General features: G+C 67.2%; 24 protein-coding genes. 5 read left to right on the top strand and 19 right to left on the bottom strand.

Annotated features, from left to right (window positions below):
* Positions 1 to 3: 3 nt before the first annotated feature.
* From QM693_RS21465 to ddaH, 8 genes are all read right to left on the bottom strand, one after another.
* Positions 4 to 228, bottom strand: a complete 225-nt coding sequence (locus QM693_RS21465) for a hypothetical protein (RefSeq protein WP_283353387.1) — start codon at positions 226 to 228, stop codon at positions 4 to 6.
* The gene (locus QM693_RS21460; protein WP_283353386.1) at positions 225 to 2,390 is read right to left on the bottom strand and encodes a hypothetical protein; all 2,166 of its coding nucleotides are present in this window, start codon (positions 2,388 to 2,390) and stop codon (positions 225 to 227) included. Before QM693_RS21460 ends, QM693_RS21465 begins: the two co-directional genes overlap by 4 nt.
* Complete coding sequence (locus tag QM693_RS21455) at positions 2,387 to 2,695, bottom strand: type VII secretion target (RefSeq protein WP_283353385.1); 309 nt, start codon at positions 2,693 to 2,695, stop codon at positions 2,387 to 2,389. Before QM693_RS21455 ends, QM693_RS21460 begins: the two co-directional genes overlap by 4 nt.
* Before the next feature lie 86 nt (positions 2,696 to 2,781).
* The gene (gene glmM, locus QM693_RS21450; RefSeq protein WP_283353384.1) at positions 2,782 to 4,119 is read right to left on the bottom strand and encodes a phosphoglucosamine mutase; all 1,338 of its coding nucleotides are present in this window, start codon (positions 4,117 to 4,119) and stop codon (positions 2,782 to 2,784) included.
* A gap of 138 nt (positions 4,120 to 4,257) precedes the next feature.
* Entirely contained in the window at positions 4,258 to 4,794 is a 537-nt protein-coding gene (gene rpsI / locus QM693_RS21445) for a 30S ribosomal protein S9 (RefSeq protein ID WP_005239729.1), read from the bottom strand.
* Complete coding sequence (gene rplM, locus QM693_RS21440) at positions 4,791 to 5,234, bottom strand: 50S ribosomal protein L13 (RefSeq protein WP_005239728.1); 444 nt, start codon at positions 5,232 to 5,234, stop codon at positions 4,791 to 4,793. Before rplM ends, rpsI begins: the two co-directional genes overlap by 4 nt.
* 168 nt (positions 5,235 to 5,402) lie before the next feature.
* The gene (gene rocD / locus QM693_RS21435) at positions 5,403 to 6,629 is read right to left on the bottom strand and encodes an ornithine--oxo-acid transaminase (RefSeq protein WP_283353383.1); all 1,227 of its coding nucleotides are present in this window, start codon (positions 6,627 to 6,629) and stop codon (positions 5,403 to 5,405) included.
* A 6-nt stretch (positions 6,630 to 6,635) separates the two neighbouring features.
* A complete protein-coding gene (gene ddaH / locus QM693_RS21430; protein ID WP_283353382.1) occupies positions 6,636 to 7,553 on the bottom strand; it encodes a dimethylargininase in 918 nt (305 codons plus the stop codon).
* Positions 7,554 to 7,634: 81 nt separating this feature from the next.
* Here ddaH and QM693_RS21425 point away from each other — a divergent pair, with 81 nt between their 5' ends.
* Positions 7,635 to 8,087, top strand: a complete 453-nt coding sequence (locus tag QM693_RS21425; protein ID WP_005239716.1) for an Lrp/AsnC family transcriptional regulator — start codon at positions 7,635 to 7,637, stop codon at positions 8,085 to 8,087.
* 69 nt (positions 8,088 to 8,156) lie between these two features.
* Here QM693_RS21425 and QM693_RS21420 read toward each other — a convergent pair whose 3' ends face one another.
* The 4 genes from QM693_RS21420 to eccCa all read right to left on the bottom strand — a co-directional run bounded on the left by QM693_RS21420 (position 8,157) and on the right by eccCa (position 14,332).
* Complete coding sequence (locus QM693_RS21420; RefSeq protein ID WP_283332988.1) at positions 8,157 to 8,444, bottom strand: WXG100 family type VII secretion target; 288 nt, start codon at positions 8,442 to 8,444, stop codon at positions 8,157 to 8,159.
* A gap of 43 nt (positions 8,445 to 8,487) precedes the next feature.
* Positions 8,488 to 8,805, bottom strand: coding sequence for a WXG100 family type VII secretion target (locus QM693_RS21415; protein ID WP_025432240.1), 318 nt, complete (start codon positions 8,803 to 8,805; stop codon positions 8,488 to 8,490).
* Positions 8,806 to 8,936: 131 nt separating this feature from the next.
* The gene (locus QM693_RS21410) at positions 8,937 to 10,349 is read right to left on the bottom strand and encodes a type VII secretion-associated protein (protein WP_283353381.1); all 1,413 of its coding nucleotides are present in this window, start codon (positions 10,347 to 10,349) and stop codon (positions 8,937 to 8,939) included.
* A complete protein-coding gene (gene eccCa, locus QM693_RS21405) occupies positions 10,331 to 14,332 on the bottom strand; it encodes a type VII secretion protein EccCa (protein WP_283353380.1) in 4,002 nt (1,333 codons plus the stop codon). Before eccCa ends, QM693_RS21410 begins: the two co-directional genes overlap by 19 nt.
* Before the next feature lie 283 nt (positions 14,333 to 14,615).
* Between eccCa and eccD the strand changes: the two genes are divergently transcribed.
* The gene (gene eccD / locus QM693_RS21400; RefSeq protein WP_283353379.1) at positions 14,616 to 16,088 is read left to right on the top strand and encodes a type VII secretion integral membrane protein EccD; all 1,473 of its coding nucleotides are present in this window, start codon (positions 14,616 to 14,618) and stop codon (positions 16,086 to 16,088) included.
* Positions 16,085 to 17,476: a type VII secretion-associated serine protease mycosin gene (gene mycP / locus QM693_RS21395; protein WP_283353378.1), complete on the top strand. Its 1,392-nt coding sequence runs from the start codon at positions 16,085 to 16,087 to the stop codon at positions 17,474 to 17,476. Before eccD ends, mycP begins: the two co-directional genes overlap by 4 nt.
* A 10-nt stretch (positions 17,477 to 17,486) precedes the next feature.
* Here the strand turns inward: mycP and eccB are convergent, their stop codons facing one another.
* Positions 17,487 to 18,965 carry a type VII secretion protein EccB gene (gene eccB, locus QM693_RS21390; protein ID WP_283353377.1) on the bottom strand — a complete coding sequence of 493 codons (1,479 nt, stop codon included), beginning with the start codon at positions 18,963 to 18,965 and terminating at the stop codon, positions 17,487 to 17,489.
* A 112-nt stretch (positions 18,966 to 19,077) separates the two neighbouring features.
* On the opposite strand from eccB, the gene eccE reads away from it, so the two are divergent.
* Positions 19,078 to 20,727 carry a type VII secretion protein EccE gene (eccE, locus tag QM693_RS21385; protein WP_283353376.1) on the top strand — a complete coding sequence of 550 codons (1,650 nt, stop codon included), beginning with the start codon at positions 19,078 to 19,080 and terminating at the stop codon, positions 20,725 to 20,727.
* A gap of 52 nt (positions 20,728 to 20,779) precedes the next feature.
* On the opposite strand, the gene QM693_RS21380 is transcribed toward eccE, so the two are convergent.
* Positions 20,780 to 21,367 (bottom strand): CGNR zinc finger domain-containing protein, encoded by a 588-nt coding sequence (locus tag QM693_RS21380; RefSeq protein ID WP_283332981.1) that lies wholly within the window; start codon positions 21,365 to 21,367, stop codon positions 20,780 to 20,782.
* Between the two features lie 102 nt (positions 21,368 to 21,469).
* Here QM693_RS21380 and QM693_RS21375 point away from each other — a divergent pair, with 102 nt between their 5' ends.
* Positions 21,470 to 22,642, top strand: a complete 1,173-nt coding sequence (locus QM693_RS21375; protein ID WP_283332980.1) for an epoxide hydrolase family protein — start codon at positions 21,470 to 21,472, stop codon at positions 22,640 to 22,642.
* A 216-nt stretch (positions 22,643 to 22,858) separates the two neighbouring features.
* Here the strand turns inward: QM693_RS21375 and QM693_RS21370 are convergent, their stop codons facing one another.
* The 5 genes from QM693_RS21370 to rpsD form a co-directional block, all read right to left on the bottom strand.
* Entirely contained in the window at positions 22,859 to 23,425 is a 567-nt protein-coding gene (locus tag QM693_RS21370; RefSeq protein ID WP_280782641.1) for an NADPH-dependent FMN reductase, read from the bottom strand.
* An 82-nt stretch (positions 23,426 to 23,507) separates the two neighbouring features.
* Positions 23,508 to 24,320, bottom strand: a complete 813-nt coding sequence (gene truA, locus QM693_RS21365; RefSeq protein ID WP_280782640.1) for a tRNA pseudouridine(38-40) synthase TruA — start codon at positions 24,318 to 24,320, stop codon at positions 23,508 to 23,510.
* A gap of 86 nt (positions 24,321 to 24,406) precedes the next feature.
* Complete coding sequence (gene rplQ, locus QM693_RS21360; RefSeq protein WP_005239685.1) at positions 24,407 to 24,976, bottom strand: 50S ribosomal protein L17; 570 nt, start codon at positions 24,974 to 24,976, stop codon at positions 24,407 to 24,409.
* 27 nt (positions 24,977 to 25,003) lie between these two features.
* Positions 25,004 to 26,065 (bottom strand): DNA-directed RNA polymerase subunit alpha, encoded by a 1,062-nt coding sequence (locus QM693_RS21355; RefSeq protein ID WP_005239684.1) that lies wholly within the window; start codon positions 26,063 to 26,065, stop codon positions 25,004 to 25,006.
* Positions 26,066 to 26,181: 116 nt separating this feature from the next.
* Positions 26,182 to 26,639, bottom strand: a 458-nt coding sequence (gene rpsD, locus QM693_RS21350; protein WP_283353375.1) for a 30S ribosomal protein S4, incomplete at its 5' end; no start/stop codon positions are given.

Below are 26,639 nucleotides of genomic sequence, written 5' to 3'. Positions count from 1 at the left end.
CGGTCACACCAGCCAGCTGCGCGGCCGATAGAACTCGTCGTCGTCGAGTGTTTCCGGTTGCGCAGCCGCGGGTGGTGCCGCTGCAGGCTCGGTCCCGCTGCGGCCGGACCGGTTCGCCGCGGCTTCCTCGTCTCGGGCTCTGCGCTCGTCGATCCGTTCCCGGAACATTTCGAGGTCGGCCCGCATCTGTGCCCGTTGCGCACGCAACTGTGCGGCTCGGTGGCTCACAGCGGCCCGGCCTCGGCCAACTCGGCGCCGCTGTCGAATCCGCCCACGGGACCTGTCGCCAGTTCGGGCGCGGATCGCGGTTCGCCCAGCGGCGGGGCCTCGGCGGGCGTCTCGGGAGCCGGCTGCTGCTGCACTGACATCACCTGTGGTTGCGGGTCGGCTGCGGCGTCTCCGGCCGGCGCAAGGGCCGGTGTGGTCTCGTTGTCCGGCACGGCGTCCACGGCCGGTCGGCCGGGCGCCGGCTGTTCTTCGGATGTCGCATCCGGGGCGGCCTCGGCATCATCGCTGACCTGTGATTCCGGGGTCGGCGAGGCGGGTGCGCAGTCGGCATCTGCAGAGTCTCCTTCGCCCGCATCGGTGTCCGCTGTGATCTGCGGCAGACCATTGGGCCCGATCTCGACTCCGAACCTGGCCGTCCCGCCCTGTCCGTCGTTCAGCTCGAGATGAATTCCCTGACCGTCCGCATCGACGGCGAGGGTCCACGACTGTCCGTCGAGGTTCAGTTCGAGGCTCTTGTCGTGTGGGACGCCGTCGGCCGGCTCGCCGCCGTCCTCCCGCGGATCGGCGTGTCCGTCGCCGAGGTCCTCGGTGTTCCGTTCTTCGTCGTCCCTGTGGGTGAGGGCCGAGACGGTGTCCTCGATCAACGGGCGAAGGATCGAACCGAGATCCGCCAGACCTCCCGCGAGACCTTGACGTACCAGATCACCCGGACCGGGAATGCTCCCGAGGCCCGGGGCGGTAGTCATCGGAGGCACGACGGCCATCGGCGGCACGGCGGCCATCGGCGGCGCAGCGGTCATCGGAGGCGCCGCAGCCATCGGCGGTGGCGCGGTTGTCAGTGGCGCAGCGGCCATCGGTGGCGCGGTTGTCGGTGGTGCGGTTGGCGGTGGTGCGGCGGCCGTCGGAATGGTTGCCGCGTCTCCACCACCGGATCGAGGCGGGACATACGCCGGTCCGTTCGTCGCGGGTGAGGTGGCGGGCGCCGTCGGCGCAGCGGGTGCGGGAGCGGGCGCAGCGGCGGGGACGGTGTCGGCGTCGTGCACCTCGGGCGCCCTCGGCGCGGGTGCCGGATCGGGAGTGTCCTCGGGACGAAAACCGGGCTGCACCTCGATCGACCGCGCCTCGGCGAAGACGGCGTCATAGGCGGCGTGCACCGCTTCGGCGCAGTCTGCACACGCGGCGGTGAACTCCTGCTGCTTCTCCTCGTACACGTGCCGGAAGTTCGCGTCGAGCCAGTCCTTGGTGATTCCGGCGGCCCGCCGCACCACGTCGTCCCTGTCGAGTCGGCGGAGCGCACCGCCGCCCCCGTCCTTGTACAGGCCGTTGACGTGCCGGTAGTCGTCGTCGGCGAGTTCGGGGAACCAGTACGACGCATCTTCCATGCAGTCCTTCGCGGCGGAGTTGTCGCCGTCCTTGCCCTCGGCGTAGATCCGCGCGAGAACGTCGATCTGGGCTGCGCTGTACCCGCCCACTGTCGGCTGATACAGAGACACCACCTTGTACGCCTTGTTCGTCACCGCGGCGCTCAGCGTGAGGTTCGCCTCGAACAGCACCTCGGCGAGATCGTGGAGCCGACCGATGGTGGCGTCCGCCTGGACGTTCTGTCGGTCGGCGGCGTCGATCGCTGCCGCGGCGGCGACTCCGCTCCACCCGGTTCGCACTGCGGCGACGCATCTCTCGTTCTCGTCGAGTTCGGTGCGGGCCGTGTCGAGGCTGCGCCGGAGGGTGTCGACGTCGTGGGCGAGTGTGTGCAGGCGCATCCCCCGTTCCGCGTCGAACCTCGCGTAGTAGTCGGCGAGTTCGCGGGATTCGTACCCCAGTCGTGTCGCGGCGGGGAGGAACAACTCGAAGAATTCGAGGCCCCGCGCGCCGAGATCGAGCATGTCGTCGGGAACGTTGAGGGCATTCGGGCGAAGGTGCTCCCCCAGCGCGATCCGGGATGCGTTCGCGGTCTGGCAGTCGCTGCCCTGCTCCAGCAATGCGGCGTACCGCTGGTCAGCGGAGGGAGTCCGGTCACGCTTGTCGAGCCCGTACTCGTCGAAGTACGGCTGCCAGGATGACTCGTCCTCCTCGCGGGAGGCCGCCCAGGACTGGAGGAGTTGCTCCTTGTAGTCGCGGCTCAGGTTCGGGTCGTCGATCAGCGCTCTCGGATCCGCGGTCACCACTGCACCCCGTTCACGTCGGCGGTGACGTTCGCGTCCGTTCCCGAGTAACGCGCCGCGGCGGCCCGGAACGCGTGCCCGAACGATTCCACGTCCGCGGCCCACTGCCCGAGCGCGACCCCTACGACGCCGAGGGCGTCACGCACCGCGTCACCCTTCGCGGCGTAGTCCCGGCCCGCGTGTATTCCACTGAATTCCAGCCGGGCAGTCTCGGCGGCCTGCTGTCTCAGGACCTCCGCCGACCGCAGCAGTCTCGTACCCGCGTCAGTCACCACCGCGACGTCCACCTCGAGCCCATCGCTCATTGCCCCACCCTCTCTTCGCGACCTACTGCATTAGACGCGACAGCGCACCGATCGGTTCCCCCGGCCGATCGGTGCGTTGTGTCCGCTCACACGGAGGCGACGGTGCCCGCCAGTTCGTCGGCGAGTTTCCGGGCTACTTCGATGTCCGACGCCTCGACCATCACGCGGACGAGTTGTTCGGTTCCCGACGGCCGCAGCAGCACCCGGCCGTTGTCGCCCAGGCTGCGCTCGGCGGCCACGACCGCGTCCAGCACGACCGGGGACGCGGCGACGGCGCGCTTGTCGGCGACCCTCACGTTGACCAGAACCTGCGGGAGCGTCGTCATCGCCGACGCCAGATCTGCGATCGCTTGTCCGGTCTCCGCCATCCGGCCCATCAGACGCAGTCCTGTCAGCACTCCGTCGCCGGTGGTGCCGAAGGCGGGGAACACGACGTGTCCGGACTGTTCGCCGCCCAGGCTGAAGCCACCGGACCGGAGTCCTTCGAGGACGTAGCGATCACCGACGGCAGTGGTGACCAGTGTGATCCCGGCCTCCCGCATCGCGATGTGCAAACCGAGATTGCTCATGACCGTCGCGACGAGGGTGTTGTCCACCAGTTCACCCGCGTCGCGCATGCCGAGGGCGAGCACGGTCATGATGGCGTCGCCGTCGATGAGGGAACCGGCGGCATCGACGGCGAGGCACCGATCCGCATCCCCGTCGTGCGCCAGCCCCAGATCGGCGCTGTGCTCGACGACCGCCTTCTGCAGGCTTTCGAGGTGCGTCGACCCGCAGTTCTCGTTGATGTTGAGTCCGTCGGGTTCGGCGTTGATCGCGACGACGGTGGCGCCTGCGGCCCGGTAGGCGGCGGGAGCGACGCCCGATGCCGCGCCGTGCGCACAGTCCACCACGACGGTCAGCCCGTCGAGGCTGTTCGGGAGTGCGGTGGCCAGGTGCTGCAGATACCGTTCCGCGGCGTCCGGCACCGTGCGAACACGTCCGATCCCCGCACCGGTCGGCGCCCGCCGTGTCGTGGTTCCGGCGGCGACGGACTCGATCCGGTCTTCCACCTCGTCGTCGAGTTTGTGTCCGCCGGCCGCGAAGATCTTGATGCCGTTGTCGGGCATGGGATTGTGCGAGGCGGAGATCATGACACCGAGAGCTGCGTCCAGCTCCGCGGTCAGGTAGGCCACCGCGGGTGTCGGCAGCACCCCGACGTTCAGAACGTCGACACCCGCCGACGTCAGGCCCGCGACGACCGCCGCCTCGAGCATTTCACCGCTGGCTCTCGGGTCACGGCCGACCACAGCCGTCTTGCGTCCCCCCGACCCCGGCGACGCCAGCACCGTCGCGGCGGCGGAGGCCACCTGCAACGCCAACTCGGCGGTCAGCTCGGTATTCGCGAGACCACGAACCCCATCCGTCCCGAACAATCGACCCATAGACCAGACCCCTCGCAATTAGGAAAACCCACTACATCTCGGATAAAGCACGAGAGCAGGCGTCCGGTAACGATGGACGCCTGCTCTCGGGAAGAACAGGTGCCGAAGCCGACCCCGGAGGGCGGCTTCGGCGACACATCAGCGCTTCGAGTACTGAGATGCCTTGCGGGCCTTCTTCAGGCCGTACTTCTTGCGCTCGACGGCGCGGGCGTCACGCGTGAGGAAGCCGGCGCTCTTGAGAGCCGGACGGTCCTCGGGGGTGACCTCGATGAGCGCGCGGGCGATGGCGAGACGCAGTGCGCCGGCCTGTCCGGACGGTCCGCCACCGTGCAGCAGCGCCACGATGTCGAAGGACTCGGCACGCTCGACCGTGACCAGCGGAGCCTTGATCAGCTGCTGGTGCACCTTGTTCGGGAAGTAGTCCTCGATGGTGCGGCCGTTGAGCTTGAAGTCGCCCGAACCGGGGGTCAGACGGACGCGGACAACCGCTTCCTTACGACGACCGACGGTCTGGATGGGGCGATCGATCACGATCGGGGCCTGCGGCGCAGCAGCGGCCTCGATGTCCTCGGCGACCTCGGGCTCCTCGACGGACACGTACTCGTCCGCCGCGACCTCGACAGCCTCGGTGATCTCTTCGGGGTTGGACACGTTCTGCTCCTCCGGCGCCGTCACTGGGCCACCTGCTTGATCTCGAATGGCACCGGCTGCTGCGCGGCGTGGGGGTGGTTCGGGCCCGCGTAGACCTTCAGCTTGCTGCTGATGGCGCGACCCAGCTTGTTCTTGGGGAGCATGCCGACGATGGCCTTCTCCACGAGGCGGTCGGGGTTCTTGTCGAGAACCTCACCGACGGAGCGGGACTTCAGACCACCGGGGTGTCCGGAGTGGTGGTAGAGGAACTTGCCCTCGCGCTTGTTGCCGCTGATGGCAACCTTCTCGGCGTTGATGATGACGACGAAGTCGCCGCCGTCAACGTGCGGTGCAAAGGTGGGCTTGTGCTTGCCGCGCAGCAAGTTGGCTGCCTGGACGGCAAGGCGGCCGAGCACCACGTCAGTGGCGTCGATGACGTGCCACGTGCGGGTCACATCTCCGGCCTTCGGGGTGTACGTAGACACAGAACTTCCTCGTCTTGTTCAATCCGCTGCTGGCCATTGCGTATCGTCGAGCGATTCCCGGCGGCCAGTTGAGACCCGAGAACCGCCAGCCACTGCGACACGAGGACGCAGCGGCGCACGGCACGCCAACGGAGAACAATACCGGTCGGTGAGGCCCAGGGTCAAAACTCACTCGGCGAGCGCATCGGCGAGCTGTTCGACCGCCCACGTCAGCTCGTCCCGTTCGATCACCAGCGGCGGGGCGATGCGGATCGTTCCCTCGTGCGCGTCCTTCGCGAGGACCCTGCGTGCCAGAAGTCTTTCACAGATCGTTCGAGCGGACGGCATACCGCCGGCCAGTTGCACACCGGCCCACAGTCCGCGCCCACGCACCTCCGACACGTGGTCGGGGGGTAGTTGCGACAGCATGCTGTGCAGGTAGGCGCCCAGCTCACGGCTTCGCCGCTGATATTCGCCGGTCTCGAGCAGGTCGACGACCGCGCTTCCGACCGCGCAGGCGAGGGGGTTGCCCCCGAACGTGCTCCCGTGTTGTCCGGGGCCGATCACCGCCATCACCGGCCAGTCGGCGACGACGGCGGAAACCGGCATCAGACCACCCCCGAGCGCCTTGCCCAGGACGTACACGTCGGGGGTCACGTTCTCGTGGTCGCACGCAAACGTGTCGCCGGTCCGCCCGAGCCCGCTTTGGATCTCGTCGGCGATCATCAGGATCCCGCGACGAGTGCAGATGTCCCGGACCGCCGCGAGGTAGCCGGGCGGTGGCACCAGCACCCCGGCCTCCCCCTGGATCGGTTCGAGGAGCACCGCCACGGTGTTCTCGGTGATCGCGGCCTCGAGCGCGTTCGCGTTCCCGTATTCGACGGACGCGAAGCCCGCCGGGAACGGACCGAATCCGGTGTACGCGTCCGGATCGGACGAGAACCCGACGATCGAGATGGTGCGACCGTGGAAGTTCCCGGCGCACGTGATCACCTCGGCACGCCCCGGTGGCACTCCCTTGACGTCGTAGCCCCATTTGCGGGCCAGTTTCAGCGCGGTCTCCACGGCTTCGGCGCCCGTGTTCATCGGCAGTACGGCGTCCTTCCGGCACAGCCGGCTCAGGTCCTCGCAGAAGGACGCGAACCGATCGTGCTGGAAGGCGCGGCTGGTCAGGGTGAGCCGGCCGAGTTGTTCGCGTGCCACCCGGACGAGAGTGGGGTGTGCGTGGCCGAAATTGAGCGCCGAGTATCCGGCGAGGACGTCCAGGTAGTCGACGCCGTCGATTCCCTTCACCCACGAGCCCGCGCCCGACTCGATCACGACCGGCAGCGGCGAGTAGTTGTGTGCGCTGTGCTCGTCGGCCCTGCTCAGCTGCTCACGCGTGGCATCCGACACGGAAACGACACCGTCCGACATTGCTGGTCACCCCTGATCTTCTACGACCCGGAGCCCACGGAAGCCGCGGAGCTCCAAAGTGCTGCACTTGATTCCGCCACCGGATTTGAGGAACTCCGAATAGTCGACCGGCACGGGCTCGTACCCGCGGGCGGACAACTGGCCGGCAAGGTGCGAAGCCTGGACGGGTAGCACCACATTGGCACCGTCGCTGACCAGGTTCAGTCCGAGCCAGTCGGTGTCCGTCTCGGCCGCGATCACCGCGTCGGGGTACATCTGCTCGAGCAGAGCGCGACTGTCCGGCGAGAACGCCGCGGGCAGGTAGGCGATGGTCGAGTCGTCGAGCACACCCAGCGCGGTGTTGAGGTGGTAGTAGCGGGGATTCACCAGGTTCAACGTGATCACCGGGCGGCCGAGGTGCGCCGAGGCCTCGGCGTGTGACCGCGGGTCGGACCGAAATCCGGTTCCGGCGAGGATCACGTCGCCGACGACGAGGAAGTCGCCCTCCCCCTCGTTGACGTACCGCGGCAGGGTGGGCCTGATCAGCCCGTTGTCCCGGAACCACCGGAACACGTGTTCGGCCTCGGCCCGCCGCTCGGCCGACCGGTAGCGGGCGCCGAGCGCCACCCCGTCGACGACGAGTCCGCTGTCGGTGACGAACACCATGTCCGGAAGTCCCTCGACCGGGTCGATTGTGAGGACCTCGTGCCCGAGTCGCCGGTACGTGTCCGCGAGGGCCGACCACTGCGACATCGCACGCTCCCGGTCCACGGGTTCCTCGGGACGCATCCAGTCGTTGATGGCATAGACGACGTCGAAATACGTGGGCGGGCACATCAGGTAGCTCCGCGAGTGAGCATGCCGCGGGACGCGGGCGGCGGCGCCCGGCACCTCCGCCGTCTCCTCGTAGGGGTTCTCGGACTCGATACCAGCAGTGGGCGCCATCTCCACTCCCCCTCGATCGGTGTCGGTGAAATCAGTATCCACCCACCAAAAGGGCTGATCAATGCGCTAGCGTTCCATCGCATGGATGATTCGTTGCGTCTGGACGGGCTCGATCGGCGGATCGTTGCGCGGCTCGAACGCAACGCACGGTCCAGCTTCGCCACCATCGGCGCCGAGGTCGGGCTCTCCGCACCCGCCGTGAAGCGTCGGGTCGATCGACTGGTCGAGTCCGGAGTGATCACCGGCTTCCATGCGGCGCTCGATCCGCGTGCTCTCGGCCACGGCGTCGAGGTCTTCGTCGAGTTGTATTGCAGCGGTCGCACCTCGGCTGTCGAGATCGCACGGATCGTGTCCCGTCACACCGAGGTTCAGGAGGCCTACACCGTCACCGGCGATGCCAACGCCCTCCTCCGCGTCCGCACCACCGACACGGCACACCTCGAACGCACGTTGGAGAATCTGCGGTCGGAGCCGGCCGTCCTTCAGACCAAGAGCAGCGTCGTCCTCAGCCGGCTGATACCACCTGCCGACTGACCCACTGCCGGAGACCACAGTGCCCCAGCAATCGTGGATTGCTGGGGCACGCGACGTGTCACGCGAAGATCAGAGCCACGCCGTGGCGTTCCGGTCTTCTGCAGTCTGCATGTCGACGGCGCCGTCCTGGACGACCTTCGAGATCGTCTGCAGAACCTGGAGCAGATCCTCGTGGGCGTTGTCCCACTTTGCCTGCACAGCTTGGTAGTTCTCCCGCGCACCGCTCTCCCACTGCGCCACGAGCCCGTTGACGTAGCCCCGGAGCTCGTCGTGCGTCTCGCGCAGCTTCGCTTCGTTCGACTTGATGTCGCTCGCCAGCGCCTGCAACTCGGCAAATCCGTACTTCAATGAAGACATTCGGTGCTCCCCTCGAGCGTGGTAATTGTTCTCGGCGCCGGCGTCAGATGTCGAGCGATCCCGAAGCTCCGGCCGCATGGATCGCATCCTGGTTGGCCTGCTCGGCGGCGTCGTATCCCTTGCCGTTCTCGCGGATCTTCACCGCAATCTCGTCCAGCGAGTCCTGCATACGGCGCGCAGCATCTCCGTACCGAGCCATCAGCTCCATGAACGCCGTCTGAGCCCCACCCTGCCAGGCCGAAGACGACTCCTCGCAGCGGCCCTTGAGACTGTTGATCGTGCCCTGCAGCTGGCTGTTCACCGTCTGCACGTGATTGGCCGCGACCTCCATCTGGCCGACATCGGTAACAACTCCCGCCATTGTGACTCCTTCTGTTCTCGGTGCGGCGGCCCCCTCTGGACTGCCCGCATTCACCCCTACACAAGATTGGACGCATCAGCCGCCCAATCGGTTCCACCGCGGTGGAAGATTCTTCGGCGAAAGGGACGGGGTCACCGAACGATCACCAGCGACCGCACGACCTCTTCGCACACGCTCTCGATCGACTCCCACTCCTCCGCCAGGAACTGACAGCCGACGCTCACCTGGAGGTCACGCTCGACGAGAACGTGCCAACGCACCACGGAACTCTCGTCGGGAAACTCGCTGTACGCGATGCCGGGTCGACCGCCGAACACGACGTCGCGCTCGAGTTCTCCGAACAGCTCGGGACGGCCGCGCTGCGCAATCTTCGCCGCGAGCGTCGCCGCAACCTCGTCGTATCCGGCTCCCTCTCGAACCGCGTTCTGCGTGATGATGATTCGCCGGTCGGCGCCGCCTGCAGGCACCAGCTCCACCCGGGCGCCGGAAGACGACGACGCGGTGGGAGTGCGCTCCTTCCATCCGCTCGGCAGTGTCACGCGAAACCCGCCCACCTCCAGTACTGCCGCAGTGGCGGTAGTGGTGGTGGTCGGGGCGGACGCGCGACTGCGCGTCGTGGTCTGAGCCGCCGGTGTCGCACTCGCGTCGAGCGCGCGGACGGATTCGGTGCCGGTGTCGGGCTCGCGAAGAGTGAAGACGAGAACAGCTCCGACGACGACGGCCAGCACCGCGGCCACTGCGAAGAACGTCGGCCGCGTGCTCCGTCGGTCACCGCGCTCCGATCCCTGCAGCGCCGGTTCGAGCCAGTTCGCCTGCGGCACAGTCATCGCCGCCGGCTCGTCTGCAGCCTCGACCACGCTGGACGCGAGTGCGCGCGCGATCTCTTCACCGGTGACGATCCGGACGTCGGCATTCGGGGACGCGTGGGCGACCACGGCGTCACGCATCGATGTGCGCTCCTGCGACTCTCCGACGCCCGTCAGGAGTATTCCGTCGACCGGCCGATCACCGCGGGCTCGCGCACCGAGTTCCACGATCGCTGTCGCCCACTCGTCGATCCCCTCGTCGGCGCAGAGCGACGGGTCGTGCTCGCATTCGACGACCCGGTATCCGCCGACCTCGCCGACCACGTAACTGGCCGTTGCCCCCACGGTCCGGCCTTCGAGCACCATCCATCGGCCACCTGACACCGCAGCACCCTCGGCCGCCGCCACGGCAACGGGAACCAGCACCGTGTCGGCGGCAACGCGCGACCCCGCCGCGGACAGCACGTTCCGCCTCGCGGAACCCCACTCCGTCGGGTGTGAAAGTACGGCCGTCGCGATCGGCACAACTTCCCCCGCACTATCGATCGCAGACCGGAACACCCCTGCTAGGGCGTCGGATACCGCGAGAACTCCGCCGTCGACGTCGACGTACTCGTCGTCGACGAACCAGAGCGGCGTCATCTCGTGAGCTGCCGTCGTCACGCCTCGCGCGCAGGACCACATGCCGGATTCAGTGAGATGAATCGCGACCGCCGACATCACAGCGGGGGCATCCACGCGAGCTGGATCAGGCCGGTACCCGCACGGTTGACCAGCGTTCCGCGCCCGGGAGGCATCGCACTCGGACGAACGGTGCCGATGAGATTGCCCTCCTCCCGGTTGCCACTCATCACGAGGCCAGTCGACTGCAGATCACGCAAACGCGCGATGACCGGCTCGTACATTGCGCGTGCCGCACCGCCGGAGCGGCGCGCGATGATCAGGTGGAAACCGATGTCACGGGCGTGCGGCAGGAATTCGACGATCGCGGCGACCGGGTTGCCGCTCGAGGTCACGACGAGGTCGTAGTCGTCGATGACGACGAAGACTTCGGGTCCCGACCACCAGGATCGGTCGCGCTGCTGCTGGCGATTGAACCCGGGGCCCGGCATGCGTCCCTTCAGCAGGATCGCGAGGTCCCTCATGTTCGTCGTCAGCACGTCCTCGGACGGCGCATACGACGCCAGGTGCTCCGTCTCGACGACGCCGAGCATCGTGCGCCGGTAGTCGCCGACAATGATCTTCGCCTGTTTGCTCGTGTTCGACGCCATGATGCCCTCGCAGATGTTGCGCAGGAGCGTCGTCTTGCCGCATTCGGTGTCACCGAACACCAGGAAGTGGGGCTGCTCGGCGAAGTTCAGGAACGTGGGAGCCAACTCGGCCTCGTCGAGACCGATCGGAATCTGCAGACATGCCTGCGCCGGATCGAGGTAGGACGGCCACCCCCCGGCCGCATGGAGCACGTCGTCGCGGGCGATCTGTGCGGGCAGCATTCGCACCGCCGGGGCGGGCCGGCCGTGTGTCGCGGCGGCGATGGACGACACCGCTTGCGCCACACCGGATGCCAGGTCGGTCGTATCCGAGCTCCCGTCGATCCTCGGCAACCCGACGAGCAGATGCAGGCTGTCGCGGGTCATGCCGCGTCCCGGTCGGCCTTCGGGAACGAGTGCCGCGGTCTTGCGACCGAGGTCGGAATCCGAGGGATCACCGAGGCGCAGCTCGATCCGCGTGCCGAGCTGATCCTTGAGCGCCGGCCGGACCTCGCCCCACCGTGAGGCGGTGAGCACGACGTGCACCCCGTACGACAACCCCTGGGATGCAAGGTTGGTGATCTGCTGTTCGAGAGCCTCGAAGTCCTGACGAATGCTGCCGAAACCGTCGATCACCAGGAAGACGTCTCCGAACGGATCCTGCGCGACCCCGGCCGCCGCGCCGCCGCTGGCGGGATCGGTGGCGCGCAGTCGCCGGAACTCGGCCATCGACTCGACCCCGAGTTCGCGGAAACGCTCCTCGCGCTGACGGACGATGGTGTTCATCTCAGCGACGGTGCGACGCACCCGATCGACGTCGAGGCGGTTGGCTACCGAACCGACGTGCGGCAGCCCCGACAGTCCGGCGAGCGTGCCGCCACCGAAGTCGAGGCAGTAGAACTGCACCTGCTCCGCGGAGTGGGTGGCAGCCAACGACGTGATGAGCGTGCGAATCGCAGTCGACTTGCCCGACTGCGGCCCACCCACCACCGCCATGTTGCCGGTAGACCCGGACAGATCCACGATCAGGGGGTCGCGCCTTTGGTCGTAGGGCCTGTCGATGATTCCGATCGGTGTACGCAGCGAGCTCAGCGCGGGAACCGGTTCGGTGAGAACAGACCTCGGCAGCATCTGGTCGAGGCTAGGCGCGGCGTCGAGCGGCCGGAGCCACACCTCGTGAGCTCGCGGTCCGCGACCCGTGATCCGTTCGACCACCACCTCCATGGTGGTGCGGATCTCCGTCGGCTCCTCGGCCAGGTGGAGCGACTGTGGTTCGTCGAGGATCTCGACGACATCGAGCGCGACCGGTGCGGCCGTGAAGATCTTGGGCCGCAGCTCGACAGCCGCCTCACCCGGCCGTCGGACACTGTCTTCCCGTCCACCCTCGTAGGTACCGGACACGTACGAGGCCTGGAACCGGACGATCTCCGCAGAATCGCATTTGAGGTATCCGGCGCCCGGGGTAGCGGGCAGGTGGTAGGCGTCCGGAACGCCGAGCACAGTGCGCGATTCGTTGGCCGAGAACGTCTTGAGACCGATGCGGTACGACAGGTGACTGTCGAGCCCCCGCAGTTTGCCCTCCTCGAGCCTCTGACTCGCCAACAGCAGGTGGATGTGCAGCGATCGGCCGAGCCTGCCGATGGCGACGAAGAGGTCCGCGAACTCGGGCTGCTGACTGAGTAGTTCGGAGAATTCGTCGACGACGATGAACAGTGCGGGCAGCGGGTCGAGGTCGGCGCCCGCCTGGCGTGCCTTCTCGTATTCGGTGACGTTCGCGAAGTTCCCGGAGGAGCGCAGAAGTTCCTGACGTCGGTTCATCTCACCGGCGAGTGCGTCCCGCATCCGGTCGACCATTGCGAGTTCCTCGGCCAGGTTGGTGATCACCGCGGCGACGTGCGGCGCGTCCTCGAGGCCGAGGAACGTGGCGCCGCCCTTGAAATCGACGAGGACGAGGTTGAGCACGTCGGGCGAATGCGTCGCGATCAGGCCGAGCACCAGTGTCCGCAGGAACTCCGACTTCCCCGAACCGGTGGCCCCGATGCACAGACCGTGTGGCCCCATGCCGTTCTCGGCCGACTCCTTGAGGTCGATCTCGACCGGGTGACCGTCCACTCCGACACCGATCGGGACCCGCAGCCGGTCGCGGCCCTGGCGGGGCAGCCATGCGTGATCCGGGTTGAGACGGCCGACGTCGCCGATTCCCAGCATCTGGCTCCACGTCTGCACCGGCTGATCGTCGTCGCCCGCGTCCACCGCAGTCTGCGACGCCGTCCGGTACGGCGCGAGTCGCCGGGCCAGCGTCTCGGCCTGATGAGCGCTGACGAGGTCAGCTGTCGCGAATATCTCCACGCCGGCTCCGCTGCGGGCGCCGAGGGATCCGTCCTGCGCCACCAACTGGAGTCCTCGTGTGGCCGTCAGTCGCGGGCAGAAGCCGCTGATGTCGAGAACGGAGACCGAGTCGACCCCGCCGTCGGTGATCATCCCCGATTCGCCCTCGAGAATTCCCCCGTCGACGACGATGACGAACTGTGGGACACCGGGGGCGGCGGGAGCGTTGCGCGAGAATCGGTTACGCATCGACAGCTGGGGGCCGAGCGAAGATTCGAGTTCGAGGATCGAGCCGTAGATCATGCGGGAAGAACCGACACCGTCCGACGAATCGGGATGCTGCGCGTGCGGCAGCCACTTGGCCCAGTCCCACTCGTGCTCGGTGTCGGGGCCACACACGACGGCGACCAGAAGATTGTCCGGGCCGTGGAATGCGCACAACTGCATGAGCATCGACCGCACCAGGGACCGTGCCGTACCGCGTTCTCCTTCCACGGAGATGGCCGCGAAGCCGCGCAGCGACACCGCGGTCGGCAGATCCTGAACGACGGAGTGCGCGCGGACGAAGCGACGAAGCGACACCGCGGCAACCGGTTCCAGATCCTCCACCGGTCCGGTCTCCGGCGCGATCAGGCGGGTTGCGAGGCGCTGACTGCCCCGGCCGACGCGCACGTGGCAGTAATCGGGGTCGGTGACGCGGCGCTCCCACATACGCGCCGTGCCTGCGATGGTCCACAGCAGGCCGGGCTCGGGGTGGCTCCAGTCGAGCGCCTTTCGCTGCTGCTCGACGGTCTCGTCGACGTCGCGGCGCAACTGATCGAGGTAGCGCAGGTAGTCCTTGCGGTCTTCGTTTGCCTCCGCCGCTTTCGGGCCGCCGCGGCCGCCACCGGCCAGCATGCCGAGCATCGACACCATCATCATGACGGGAAAGAGCATCGACATCGGATTGCGAGCCATGCCCGACGAGAACATCAGGGCCATCATCCCGACCATGGCGACGACCATGACCACGGGAAGGAGCTTGGTCAGAAGGTTTCCCGGTACCAGGCGTGGAATCTCGGGCGGAGCCTGCAGGCTCACTTCGCCGCCCGGAATGCGCGGGACTTCCCGTCGCGCCTTGCGCACGAACCGAATAGTGCTCACTACTCGCCCCCCATGACTACAACCGCCCCGAAAAAACCGTGCACCCGATCCGATCCCGGAACTCCGGGTCGCCCCCCTGGGCTCGATCCGCGAAGTCAGACACTAACCCATGAGGGGCGAGCGGGCATAGGGAAGGTCCGCGCCCTGCCGGACACTGGAGGCGGCGTCCGCCGTGTCGTAAGGTCACCGGTGATCAAATCGGATGACGATCTGTGACCGGTCGTCGATCGGTGTCGTAACGGCGCGGATGGGGTTGTGCGTCGCAGAGTTGGGGGAAATCGCAGTGTCCATCACGCATGACGAATCGCGGGGATCCGCCTCGTCCACCCGTCCCGGTGCCGCAGCAGATCTCTGCCGGATCACCGTCCTGTCGACGCATTCGCAGGTCGACATGGCCGTGCCGTTCGGTGTGCCGCTGGCCATCCTCGTTCCGGGCATCGTCGACACCATCCGCACCCATCGCAGTGCCAACGACTTCGACGACTCGCTCGAACAGTACGAACCCAGCGAGTGGGTGCTCGCGAAGATCGGGCACTCGCCGCTCTCGACCACGTTGACGTTGCACGAGCACGGAATCCGCGACGGCGATCTCCTCGTACTGCAGAGCGTGCACGCCAGTGCGCCGCCGCCGCTGTTCGACGACATCATGTACAACGTGGCGGTCGCCGACGCGGAAGGCGACCGTGAGTGGACCCGGGGTTCCGCACGGGTCGTGGGCTCCGTCGCCGCGGTGCTCGGCACCGTCGTCGGATCGTTCGCGCTGCTGTGGTCCGGGGCGGGGTCCGGAGGATTCCTGGGGGCGGGGTGTGCACTCGCGACGGCCTTACTCTTCCTGATCGCCGGCGCGGTCACCGGTCGCCTCTACGGCGACGCGGCAAGCTCTGTCGTCCTCAGCGGATGCGCCGTTCCCCTCTCGTTCGCGGCGGGGATGCTGTTCGTGCCCGGCGATCTCGGCGCTCCGCACCTGCTCCTCGGACTCGTGCTGGCGGGCACCACCGCCATTCTTGCGCTGCGACTGGGCGGTGTCGGATTACGACTGTTCACGGCCCTGTCGGTGTCGTCCCTGTTCGGTTCGCTCGCCGCCCTCGTGGCAACTCTGTTCGGCAATCCGGTTTCCGCTGTCGGCGCGGGTGTCGTGGCGGCGGCGCTGATCGGACTCGCCTTCTCGGCCCGGGTGGCGATACTCCTGGCGAAACTTCCACTGCCTCCCGTCCCGGCGCCGGGCACCTCGGTCGATCCGTCCGAGGACGACCCGGACGACGAGGTGACGATGCCGTCGTTCGACTCTCTGGCACAGCGTGCGGCACGCGCCCGCAAGTACCTCACCGGTCTGGTCGGCGCGATGACAGCACTCGCCGTGATCGGCGCCCTCATCGCGGCGCAACCCGGTGTGTCCGATGGAATCTTCTGGCCCGGGCTCTCTCTCGCCGTCGCCACCGCCGCCGTGCTGATGTTCCGCGGACGCACGTACAGCAGCGCCGAGCAGGCGGTACCGCTGATCGCGGGCGGGGTGACGATACTGGTTCTGCTGCTCACCGCCGCAGCCGTTGCCGTGCCCGACTTCGCGATCGCGTCGTTCGCCGTCGCGATCCTGTTCGCCGTCGGTGGGCTGGTACTGGGAATCCTCGCCCCTCGCCAGACGTTCTCCCCCGTGATGCGACGGGTGGCCGAGCTCATCGATCTGGCGGTGATCGCGTCGATCGTTCCGCTGGTGTGCTGGGTGACCGGTCTCTACTCGCTGATGCGTGGACTGTGAGGCGCCGGCTCATCCGCGTCGTCCTGGCCACCGCGGTCGTGGCGGTCACCGCCGCCGTGGGTCAGGGCGGCGCCTCTGCTGTCGTGCCCGCTCCCGTGGACGCCGGGCTCATTCCACCGAAGGACAGCACGAAGGTCGAGAAACGCCGGCCGTGCAAAGACGCTGTGCGCGTGCCGGACGGCCCCGACATTCCGGTTGCCCAGCGCGATCTCGACTTTCAATCGGTCTGGCCGATCACCCGGGGTGCCGGTCAGATCGTCGCGGTGATCGACACCGGCGTCTCCCCGCATCCGCGACTTCCCGGCCTCATGGACGGCGGTGACCTCGTGGGGACGGAGACCGGCACGGTCGACTGCGACGCGCACGGCACGCTCGTCGCCGGGCTGATCGGCGCCGCGCAGGTTCCCGGTTCCGGTTTCGCCGGTGGTGCACCGGATTCCCGGATCCTGTCCATCCGGCAGACGAGTAGCGCGTACAACGCCGCAGGCCAGGCCGATCAGGTCGACAACGCGGGCAACTCGGTCGGCGGATACGGGAACGTTGCCACGATGGCGACGGCGATCCGGCGTGCAGCCGACTCGGGCGCCACGGTCATCAACATCTCCGAGGTCGCGTGCAAGACCGCCGCCGAGGGAATCGGCGATGGCGACCGGTATCTGGGGTCGGCCGTGAAATACGCCGTCACGGTGCACAACGCCGTGGTGGTCGCGGCAGCAGGGAACTTCGGTTCGGGAGAATGCACGCTTCAGAATCCGGCACACGATCCCCTCCGTCCCGGCGCCGATCTGTGGGACTCCGTCAGCACCATCGCCAGTCCTGCCTGGTACGACGACTACGTGCTGACCGTCGGCTCCGTCGAGGCGAACGGATCACCGAGCGAGTTCAGCCTGGCCGGCCCGTGGGTCGACGTGGCAGCTCCGGGATCCGGTCTGACCTCGCTGCATCCGACTAACAGCGACCTGACGAATACGACGTACGGCGTGCAAGGCAACGCGGAGCCGGTAAAGGGCACGAGTTTCGCAGCGCCGTACGTCTCGGCGACCGTCGCGCTGGTCCGCTCACGGTTCCCGCAACTGTCCGCACAACAGGTCATGGCCCGGATCGAGGCCACAGCGCATGCGCCGGCGGAGGGGTGGAATACGTCTGTCGGGCACGGGATCATCGATCCGCTGGCCGCAGTCACCGCTGACGTTCCCCTCGACGGTGCCACCGTCGATCAGTCGACTTCCGTCGCGGTCGAGGCGCTCCCGGCGGCTGCTCCCCCGGATCATCGACCGCGCAACGTCGCTGTCGCGGCAACAGCGACGCTGGGCGCGCTGCTCGTGCTCGGCGTCCTGGCGTCGTTCCCCCTCCGCCGCCGGTTCCAGTCGGCGACCGGTCGGCGCTGACCGAACCTGCTCAGTTGGACCCCGACGCGACAGCGGCCGGGGCTGCGTCCGGGGCGATTCCGTCGTGCGCGACGAGCGCCGACGACTTCCCGAGCGCCGGGCCCTGCGCCAGGAGGCCGAGAATCTGCCACGGTGCGAGAGGGCGAGCGCCGTCGACACCCAACGCCTTGGCGGAGTCGCCATCCGGGATACCGAACCGGACTCCCGTGTCCGCGACGAAGAAGCTGCTGTCGCGTCGCGTGCTCGTAGGCTCGATGCCGGTCGACTGCACGAAACCGCTCGTACCCGGCTGCGCGTACACCGAATCCGCGTTGTCGCCCGCGTCGTCCGCCTGGGCCAACTCGACCGCGCGAGCGTCGCCGGGAATCGGAAGGGTGCGACCCGCTACCAAGGACAGCTCGGCCGCCGGACCGCTCGCGCTCGACTCGTCCGGTGCACGGAGTGGCTGCCACGACAGGCAGCTCACGGGGCTTTCCGACGCATCGACGATTTTCGGCGCCGACTCCGGGAAGCTGTCCACCGCAATCCGCTCCACGGAGGGGATCCGATTCATCGCGTCGGGCGTGATGCCGGACATCTCGGTGTCGCCGTGCGAGTCCGACAGGAAGATCAGGTTCGCGACAGCCGAGCTGATCTTCTGGATTCCGTCGCGGAGGACGACGTAATGCGTGGTCTCGGAGCCGATCAGCACCTGGAAGACGGATCCCACGACCTTGTCCTGCAACGGATACCGTGGGCTGCTCCCGGCCCCCGGGACGACGGGCGCGGCGAGCGGCGGCACTTCGGGGACGGCGTTGACGAAACCCTTGCTCACCGGGCGTGGCCGGGCGCCTTCGAGGCCCAGCGCGCGGGTGACCGCCGGATCGTCGAGGTCGATCCTGGCCCGCTTGCCGTCATAGATCAGGTACGACGCATCAGGGGTCGACGCGAGCAGCGCCTGATCTCCAGTGAGGGTCCCGCCACCCTCGGAGCTCTCCGTCTCGCCGACGATGACCGATGTTGTGACGGAGCGATTTCCGTCGGCCCCGATCGAGTCGCACACCGTCCACGGCGTCATCGCGGCGGGGTCTCCCGCCGGCAGCGCAGAGGGCGCGCCGGGGATCCCGACGAGGGCACCGCGGGGGCGGGTGTCGAGTTCGGATTCCTTGACGATCACGGGATTCTCGGGCTTTCCGACGATGAGCCGGGCAGACGCGAGATTCAGCACGGGACGGAGGGTGTCGCCCATGACGACGAACATCGCGCCCGAATCCTTACCGACGACGATCGACGCGTCGCCGATCTTGTCCTGCGGACGGAACAGTGCCAGCGCGGCGCAGCCGGCGAGTCCGAGCGACGCAATCACGACCCCCACCGCGAGTGCGCGCGACTGCGACCGCATGGGGTCGTGCAACATTCGGACGTCGCGACGCACCAGGGCGTGCTCCATCCGTCTGACCAGAAAGCGATACCCGTTGACCTGCCACCGCGTGGTGGGTGTTACAGCCATTGTTCCTCCCCCGTGCTGCACAGCGCTCGGGGTGACACAGTACAGTTCCATCGACAATCTTCACGGCGGACGGGTACGGGTCTGCTGGGTTCAGGTATTCGGGGGAGGAACCATGGACCGTTCGCACGTCACACGCCGGCCGTCGTCTCTTCGGTTCTCGGCGACCGAGATGATCGTGGCGCAACTTCTGGGGGTGGCCGGCGGGGTCGCGGCCTCGCTGTGCGGGCTGGTGTGGTGGGGCGCCGTCGTCGTCGCGGTCGTCCTCGTTCTTGCTGCGCTCGTCCGCGTGGGTGGCTGGTCGAGCGTGGATTGGGCCCGGACGTGCTGGCGATATTGCACCAAACCCGGTCGGACGCAGTCTCGCACCGTCAGCTTCCAGGCACCGACAGGCCAATCCGTCGGGCTCCGCTGGGACGGCGGCGGCGTGGTCGCCGTCGTCGAGGTCCTTCCTCCTGCGGGGAGCCTCACGCAGATCACCCGGGACGGATTCCAGACGACGCACGAACTTCCCACCGACGCGCTCGCCGCGTGTCTCGTGCAGCACGACATCTCGCTGAGCGGGATCGACATCGTCAGCCACGGTTATCGTGCCGCGGCCGGCTCCCCCGCCACCGATGTGTACGACAGGCTGGTCGGTCCGCTCCCGGCGACCGCGACCCGGATGGTCTGGGTCGCCCTGCGATTCGACGCCACCCAGAGTGTTGTCGCAGCGGCGCGGCGCGGCGGCGGCGAAGAAGGCGCGTCGCGCGCGATCACGATCGCGGCAAGCCGCGTCGTGCGTGCACTGGCCGATTCCGGCTGCCGCGCGCGCATTCTCACCGCACCGGAAATCGAATCCGCAGCGCTGCAGATCAGTCGGGGCGTCGATCCGAAGACCTTCACGGAGACGTGGCAGCATGCACCGCTGCCCGGAGTGTGCAACACCGGCTACGGTGTCGATCCGCGCTACCTGACACGAGACCTGCTCGCGAAGCTCTGGGTTCCGTCGAGCCTCGGCACGACCGTGACGATCCGGCTGCGCCCCAGCGGACACGACGGTCAGGTGAAGGTCGGCGCGGCCTGCCGGGTCACCACCCGGACGATGCCCGAGTCGCTCACGATTCCCGGGCTCGTCTCGATGCGGGGCAGGCACCGGGACGGACTGCTGTCCAATCTCCCCGTCGCGATGCCGGATCTCGACGACGTGATGCCGTTGACCGACATGTCCGTCGAGGACCTGCGTGCGCTGCAGTTGCCGCCTGCGGGGTGCGGCCAGCTCATCGGCTCCGACGACCACGGGCACGGAATCACCGCCCGCATCGCAGGTCCCGGCGTCGGCATGGTCTACGTGGCGGGCGAGTTGTATCTCGCCCAGCAACTGGTGTTCCGCGCCGTCGCGACCGGCGCCCGGGTGCTCATCCACACCGATCGGCCCGACGCGTGGTCGTCGTTGATCGACTCCATCGCCACAGCCGACCGGTTGCGGATCGCCGGCCACAATCCGCAGTCCGACAACAGGTTCAACACGGTCGTGTTCGACGGCGTCAACGCGCTGCCGCCCCGCGCCGGGGTCACCGCGATCTATCTCTACGGAGAACCGAGCCAGTGGCCCGGTGCCGAACCGGACTTGTCGATAGTCCAGCCGAATGCTCTGGGCGATCGCATTCTTCTGTCGACCGGAGGGACGAGCATCGAACTGATGCTGGTCACGATCTCGTCCGAGACGGCGTTCATCGGCCGGCCTCGCGCGGTGGACGAGTACGTGCCGGTCCACCAGCACTAGGCCCCGGAATCCGATTCCCTCCCTCCAGGCCCGCCCTCCCGGGCAATCCAGATCAGATGCCACCCGTCCGTGCGGCAGTCCCGTCCTTGCGCTGGTTGGCGTGGAAGCGCGCCTTCTTCTGACGATTCCCGCACGTGTTCATGTCACACCATTTGCGGGTGCGACTTTGACTGGTATCGAAGAAGGCGGCTTGGCACGTTGGCGATGCGCACAGGGCCAATTTTCCGTCTCGTTCGCCTGCGATGATGCTGATCGCGTCGGCGGCGATCACGCTGAGGGCATCTTCCACGCAGGAAGCCGAGCTGAGTCGCCATCGCCGCTTACCCTCCGGCGTCAGGATAGCCGCGGCCCGACCCTGAGCGCTGCAGTCATTGATGACTTGGACAGCAGACGCAGGGAGAGAGTCCTGGATCGCGGCCGCTGTCGCGGCGGCGTGAATTGACTCCCTCAGTTCCCGAGCGAGTTCGAGCTGGGCGGTGGTGCAGGACTCCACGGCGAGGCCGTTCACTGCCAGCCAGTCGACGAGTCGCTGCGGCGTGGGAATGCGCTCTAGAGCGTTGCCGCGCCGCTCCGTCAGAGTCGCCGTAAAGCTGGTCGCTAGCACGTTTCCGAGGCGAAAGTCAGGAAACTCGGCTCGCATGGAACCACCTTAGCAGGTTGCACCCTGTGATCGGACATGCTAGAACCGTCTTAGACGGTTCGCGAAAGGTTGTATCCGGTTCCACGATTGCCAGGAGGTCTCATGCCCCGTCCAACCAGCGACGTGCAAGCATTTGAAGCCCACGCAACAGACGCTGAACTCGACGATCTGCGCACGCGATTAGCCGCGGCGCGGCTACCGGAGGCCGAGACGGTCCATCACGCCGCGCCCGACCCTCGCCGATGGGAACAGGGCGTTCCGCTCGCCGACCTCGTCGATGTCGTGAACTACTGGCGCACCGGGTACAACTGGCGGTCGTTCGAAGAGCGCCTCAACCGTATCGGCCAGTTCCGCACGACCATTGATGATCTGGGAATCCACTTCCTGCACCGCCGATCCGCGCGCGCAGATGCCACTCCTCTGATCGTGACGCACGGCTGGCCAGGCAGCATTGCCGAGTTCGTCGATGTCGTAGACGAGCTGGCAGATCCGCAAGATGCAGACGCGCCGGCGTTCCACGTCGTGGTTCCATCGCTGCCGGGCTTTGGATACAGCGACAAGCCGGCCACCACCGGGTGGGGAACCGAAAAGATCGCAGCCGCATGGGTGGAACTGATGGGAAGGCTCGGCTACAGCAAGTTCGCAGCCCACGGCGGCGACTGGGGAGGCAATATCACCACGGTTCTCGGCGGCAGGTTCCCGGCGCACGTTCTCGGCATCCACACAACGTTCGCGGAGGCACCGCCCGGGTTGACAACGGACGGGCTGACGGCGGCCGAGCGCAAATGGACCGAGGAAACCCGCGATTTCTGGCGCCACCACGCGGCGTACGCGAAGCAGCAGGCGACCCGACCGCAGACCATCGGCTACTCGCTCGTCGACTCACCGGTCGGGCTTCTTGCCTGGATCCTGGACAAGTTCGCCGAGTGGACAGATACCGAAGACAGCCCGTTCGAGACGATTTCCAGAGACCGCGTTCTCGACAACGTCACCCTGTATTGGCTGACGCGGACCGGCGCATCGTCGGCCCGCATCTATTACGAAAGCCACAACTCGCTGGACCCCGAACTTCGGGTCGACGTCCCGTCAGCAATCAGTATGTATCCCCGCGACATCGAGAAGTGTCCGCGTCCCTGGGCACAGGAGCGGTACCGACAAATCGTCCGATGGAGGTCGCCCGAAATCGGGGGACATTTCCCGTCGCTGGAGGTTCCCGAGTATTTCGTCAAGGACCTGCAAGAAGGCCTGGCGGCAGTGCTGGCCGCTCATCGGTGAACGCGGCGCTGGGTGCCGGAACTCGGAATTGGTCCGGGGATCTGAGCTACGCGCCGAATGCTCTGCGCGGCGAGGAGTCTCGGTTGAAGACCTTTGCGGTAGCGTTCCTGGGTTTCTTCCCAATCGTTGTGTGCCCGGGTTGATCGCATTCACCTGTGAATGTGACCGCTGTCCGCGCGGAATTCGTTTGCCGGGCAACGACTCTTCCTGGGCCTACTAGCCGGGGTACGGGGTGGTTCCGCGCTGTACGCGGACCGCGGCGGCCCACCATGCCAGCTGCGCCAGCATGCGGTCCGCCGAGTCGATGGCGGCGCCGTCGGTCGTCTGCCCCTGGTCGTCGAATCGCTTGCGCACCTGGTGGAAACTCACGCTCTGCCGCACCGACACCATGTGCAATTCGGCAACCACCTGGCGCAGCTGTTCGGTTGCCCGGAGCCCGCCGGCCAACCCGCCGTACGACACGAAACCGATGGGCTTCGAGCGCCATTCGTGTTTGACGCTGTCGAACGCGGTCTTCAGCGCTGCAGGGTAACCATGGTTGTACTCGGAGGTGACGGCCACGAACCCGTCGGCTCTGCCCACTCGCTCCCGGAATTCGTCCGTCGCGGGGGATGCGCCGAGATCCTGCGGCAACGGCGTGTCGGCGAGATCGATGATGCCCACGTCCAGCCCCGGGTAGGCGCGAGCACGTTCGGCGAACCAGCCGGCGACGACGGGAGCGATCCGGCCCACTCTGACGGATCCGATGATGATCTCGATCCGGACGGGTGCGACTGCGGTCATGAACAGGCTCCTTCTCTTCCGGAGCCATCGTAGGTGCTGGCGCCTCGGCTACCGCGGTGGTGATCGACTCCGCAGGTTCCGGTCAGTCGCCGCAGCAGCCGCCCGGCACGGTCCTGACGTCCCGGGTGATCTTGTTGCGTGCCGCCAGATCCGCGTCGTCCGGGTAGTCGACGCGCACCAGGGTCAGTCCGTGCGCCGGGGCCACCAGGATCGAACTCGACCGCGACTTCTCCTGGAGGAGTCCTTCGATCCAGCCGAGGTCGCGGCGCCCCTCCCCCACGGCGAGAACCGCACCGACAAGACTGCGCACCATCGACCAGCAGAAGGCGTCGGCGCTGACGAAGGCCGTGAACACGTCGCCGTCGCGCTCCCAGTCGAAACGTTGGAGATCGCGGACGGTCGTGGCGCCTTCCCGGCGTTTGCAGAACGCCGCGAAGTCGTGCAGACCCAGCAGTGTCGCGGACGCCGAGCGCATGAGTTCGAGGTCGAGAACCTTCGGATACGACACGGTGTCCCGGGCTCGGAGCGGATCGGCGCCGTAGGCCGCCGACGTCAGCCGGTATTCGTAGTGCCTGCGCATCGCGGAGAACCGCGCATCGAAGTGTTCGGGCGCGAAGGCGATCCGCTTGATCCGCACGTCCTTCGGCAGGAACCGCGCGAGCCTGCGGACCAGCCGGGATGGGTCGTCAGGGAGGGCGTCGACCGGAACATCGACGTGCGCCACCTGTCCGGTGGCGTGGACCCCGGCGTCGGTGCGCCCCGCCACCGTGAGTTGCAACGGTGTACGCAGGACGGCGCCGAGCTTCTCCTCGATCTCCCCGCACACCGTGCGCAGCCCGTTCTGGCGGGCCCACCCGGAGAAATCGGTTCCGTCGTACGCGATGTCCAGGCGCAAGCGACGGGTCCCATACGAAACGGGCCCGCCGTCCCTCGGGGGGACGACGGGCCCGTTCGATTCAGCGTGTGCCGAAACCAAGTGGACTAGTCCTTCTTGGCCTCTTCGGCCTCGGGGGCGTCGGCCGCGGTGGCGGTCTCGTCCTCGATGGCCTCGACAACGGCGTCAGCGTTCTCGACCTCGGCGTCGGTTGCCTCGGCCTCGACGGCCTCGACGACGTTCTCCTCGGCGGGAGCAGCAGCCGGCGCATCCTTCGATGCCTTCACGCGACGAGCGCGGTCGGCCTCGGAGGTGACGGTCTTCTCCTTGACGAGCTCGATGATCGCCATCGGCGCGTTGTCGCCCTTGCGGGGGACCGTCTTGATGATGCGGGTGTAGCCGCCGTCACGATCGGCGTAGAACGGGCCGATCTCCGCGAACAGGGTGTGCACGACATCCTTGTTGCGGATGACCTTCAGAACCTCGCGACGGTGAGCCAGGGTTCCGGCCTTGGCGTGCGTGACGAGCTTCTCGGCGTACGGGCGCAGGGCCTTGGCCTTGGACTCCGTGGTGGTGATGCGGCCGTGCTCGAAGAGCGCGGTAGCCAGATTGGCGAAGATCGCCTTCTGGTGCGAAGCCGACCCGCCGAAGCGGGCACCCTTCTTGGGCTTGGGCATGATGATCTCCTAGTAAAGGACCGTGAGCTACAGCTGTTCGGTCTCGGCGTAGTCCTCGGTGCCCTCGGCATCACCGAAGGAACCGGCGTCCGTGTCGCTCCACGTCCCGGTGGCGGCGTCGTAGCCGGCAACGGTGGTGGGATCGAAGGACGCGGGGCTGTCCTTGAGGGCCAGGCCGAGCGAATGCAGCTTGACCTTCACCTCGTCGATGGACTTCTGTCCGAAGTTGCGGATGTCGAGCAGATCGGACTCGGTACGGCCGACAAGCTCACCGACGGTGTGAACACCTTCGCGCTTGAGGCAGTTGTAGGAACGGACCGTCAGGTCCAGGTCCTCGATGGGCAGTCCGAACGAAGCAATGTGATCGGCCTCGGCGGGCGAGGGGCCGATCTCGATGCCTTCTGCTTCGACGTTCAGCTCACGGGCCAGGCCGAAGAGCTCAACCAGGGTCTTGCCCGCCGAAGCGAGCGCGTCCCGAGCGGTGATGGAGTTCTTGGTTTCCACATCGAGCACGAGCCGATCGAAGTCGGTGCGCTGCTCGACGCGGGTGGCCTCCACCTTGTAGGTGACCTTGAGCACCGGCGAGTAGATCGAGTCGACCGGGATACGGCCGATCTCGGCGCCGGACGCCTTGTTCTGGACGGCGGGGACGTAGCCGCGACCGCGCTCGACGACGAGCTCGATCTCCAGCTTTCCCTTGTCGTTCAGGGTGGCGATGTGCAGATCCGGGTTGTTCACGGTGACGCCGGCCGGGGGCACGATGTCGCCTGCGGTCACAGCGCCGGGGCCCTGCTTGCGGACGTACATGGTGACCGGCTCGTCCTCTTCGGAGCTCACGACGAGGCCCTTGAGGTTCAGGATGATGTCGGTGACATCTTCCTTCACACCGGGAACTGTGGTGAACTCGTGCAGAACGCCGTCGATGCGGATGCTGGTGACAGCAGCGCCGGGAATCGACGAGAGCAGCGTGCGGCGGAGCGAGTTGCCGAGGGTGTACCCGAAGCCTGGCTCGAGGGGCTCGATGACGAACTTCGAGCGGTTGTCAGCGATGACCTCTTCGGTCAGCGTGGGTCGCTGAGAAATGAGCATTGGATTTCCTCCTGTACGGGCGTCCGCTATTTGACGCCCACGATGGGAAAGGCACTTCGTGCCCGTGCGCCTTTCCGGTAGTCGGAACTACCGGAAAGGCGCACGAGCCGTCAGGCCTACTTCGAGTAGTACTCGACGATGAGCTGTTCCTGCAGAGGAACGTCGATCTGCGCACGCTCGGGAAGCTGGTGAACCAGAACCCGGAGACGTCCACCGACAACCTGCAGCCAACCCGGGATCGGGCGATCGCCCTGGGTCTCGCGCGCAACCTGGAAGGGAAGCGTGGACAGCGACTTGTCCTTGACATCGATGATGTCGTACTGGGAGACGCGGTAGCTGGGGATGTCGACCTTCTTGTTGTTCACAAGGAGGTGGCCGTGGGTGACCAGCTGACGGGCCTGGCGGCGGGTGCGAGCCAGTCCGGCGCGGTACACGACGTTGTCGAGACGCGACTCCAGGATGCGGAGCAGGTTCTCACCGGTCTTACCGGGGCGGTTGTTCGCCTCCTTGTAGTACAGGCGGAACTGCTTCTCCATGACGCCGTAGGTGAAGCGAGCCTTCTGCTTCTCCTGCA

The organism is Rhodococcus sp. IEGM 1305 (genome assembly GCF_030058635.1).
In the GTDB taxonomy this organism is placed as follows: domain Bacteria; phylum Actinomycetota; class Actinomycetes; order Mycobacteriales; family Mycobacteriaceae; genus Rhodococcus_F; species Rhodococcus_F opacus_D.
The sequence above is the reverse complement of the archived record's forward strand: the minus strand, read 5'-3'. Positions and strand labels throughout refer to the sequence as shown.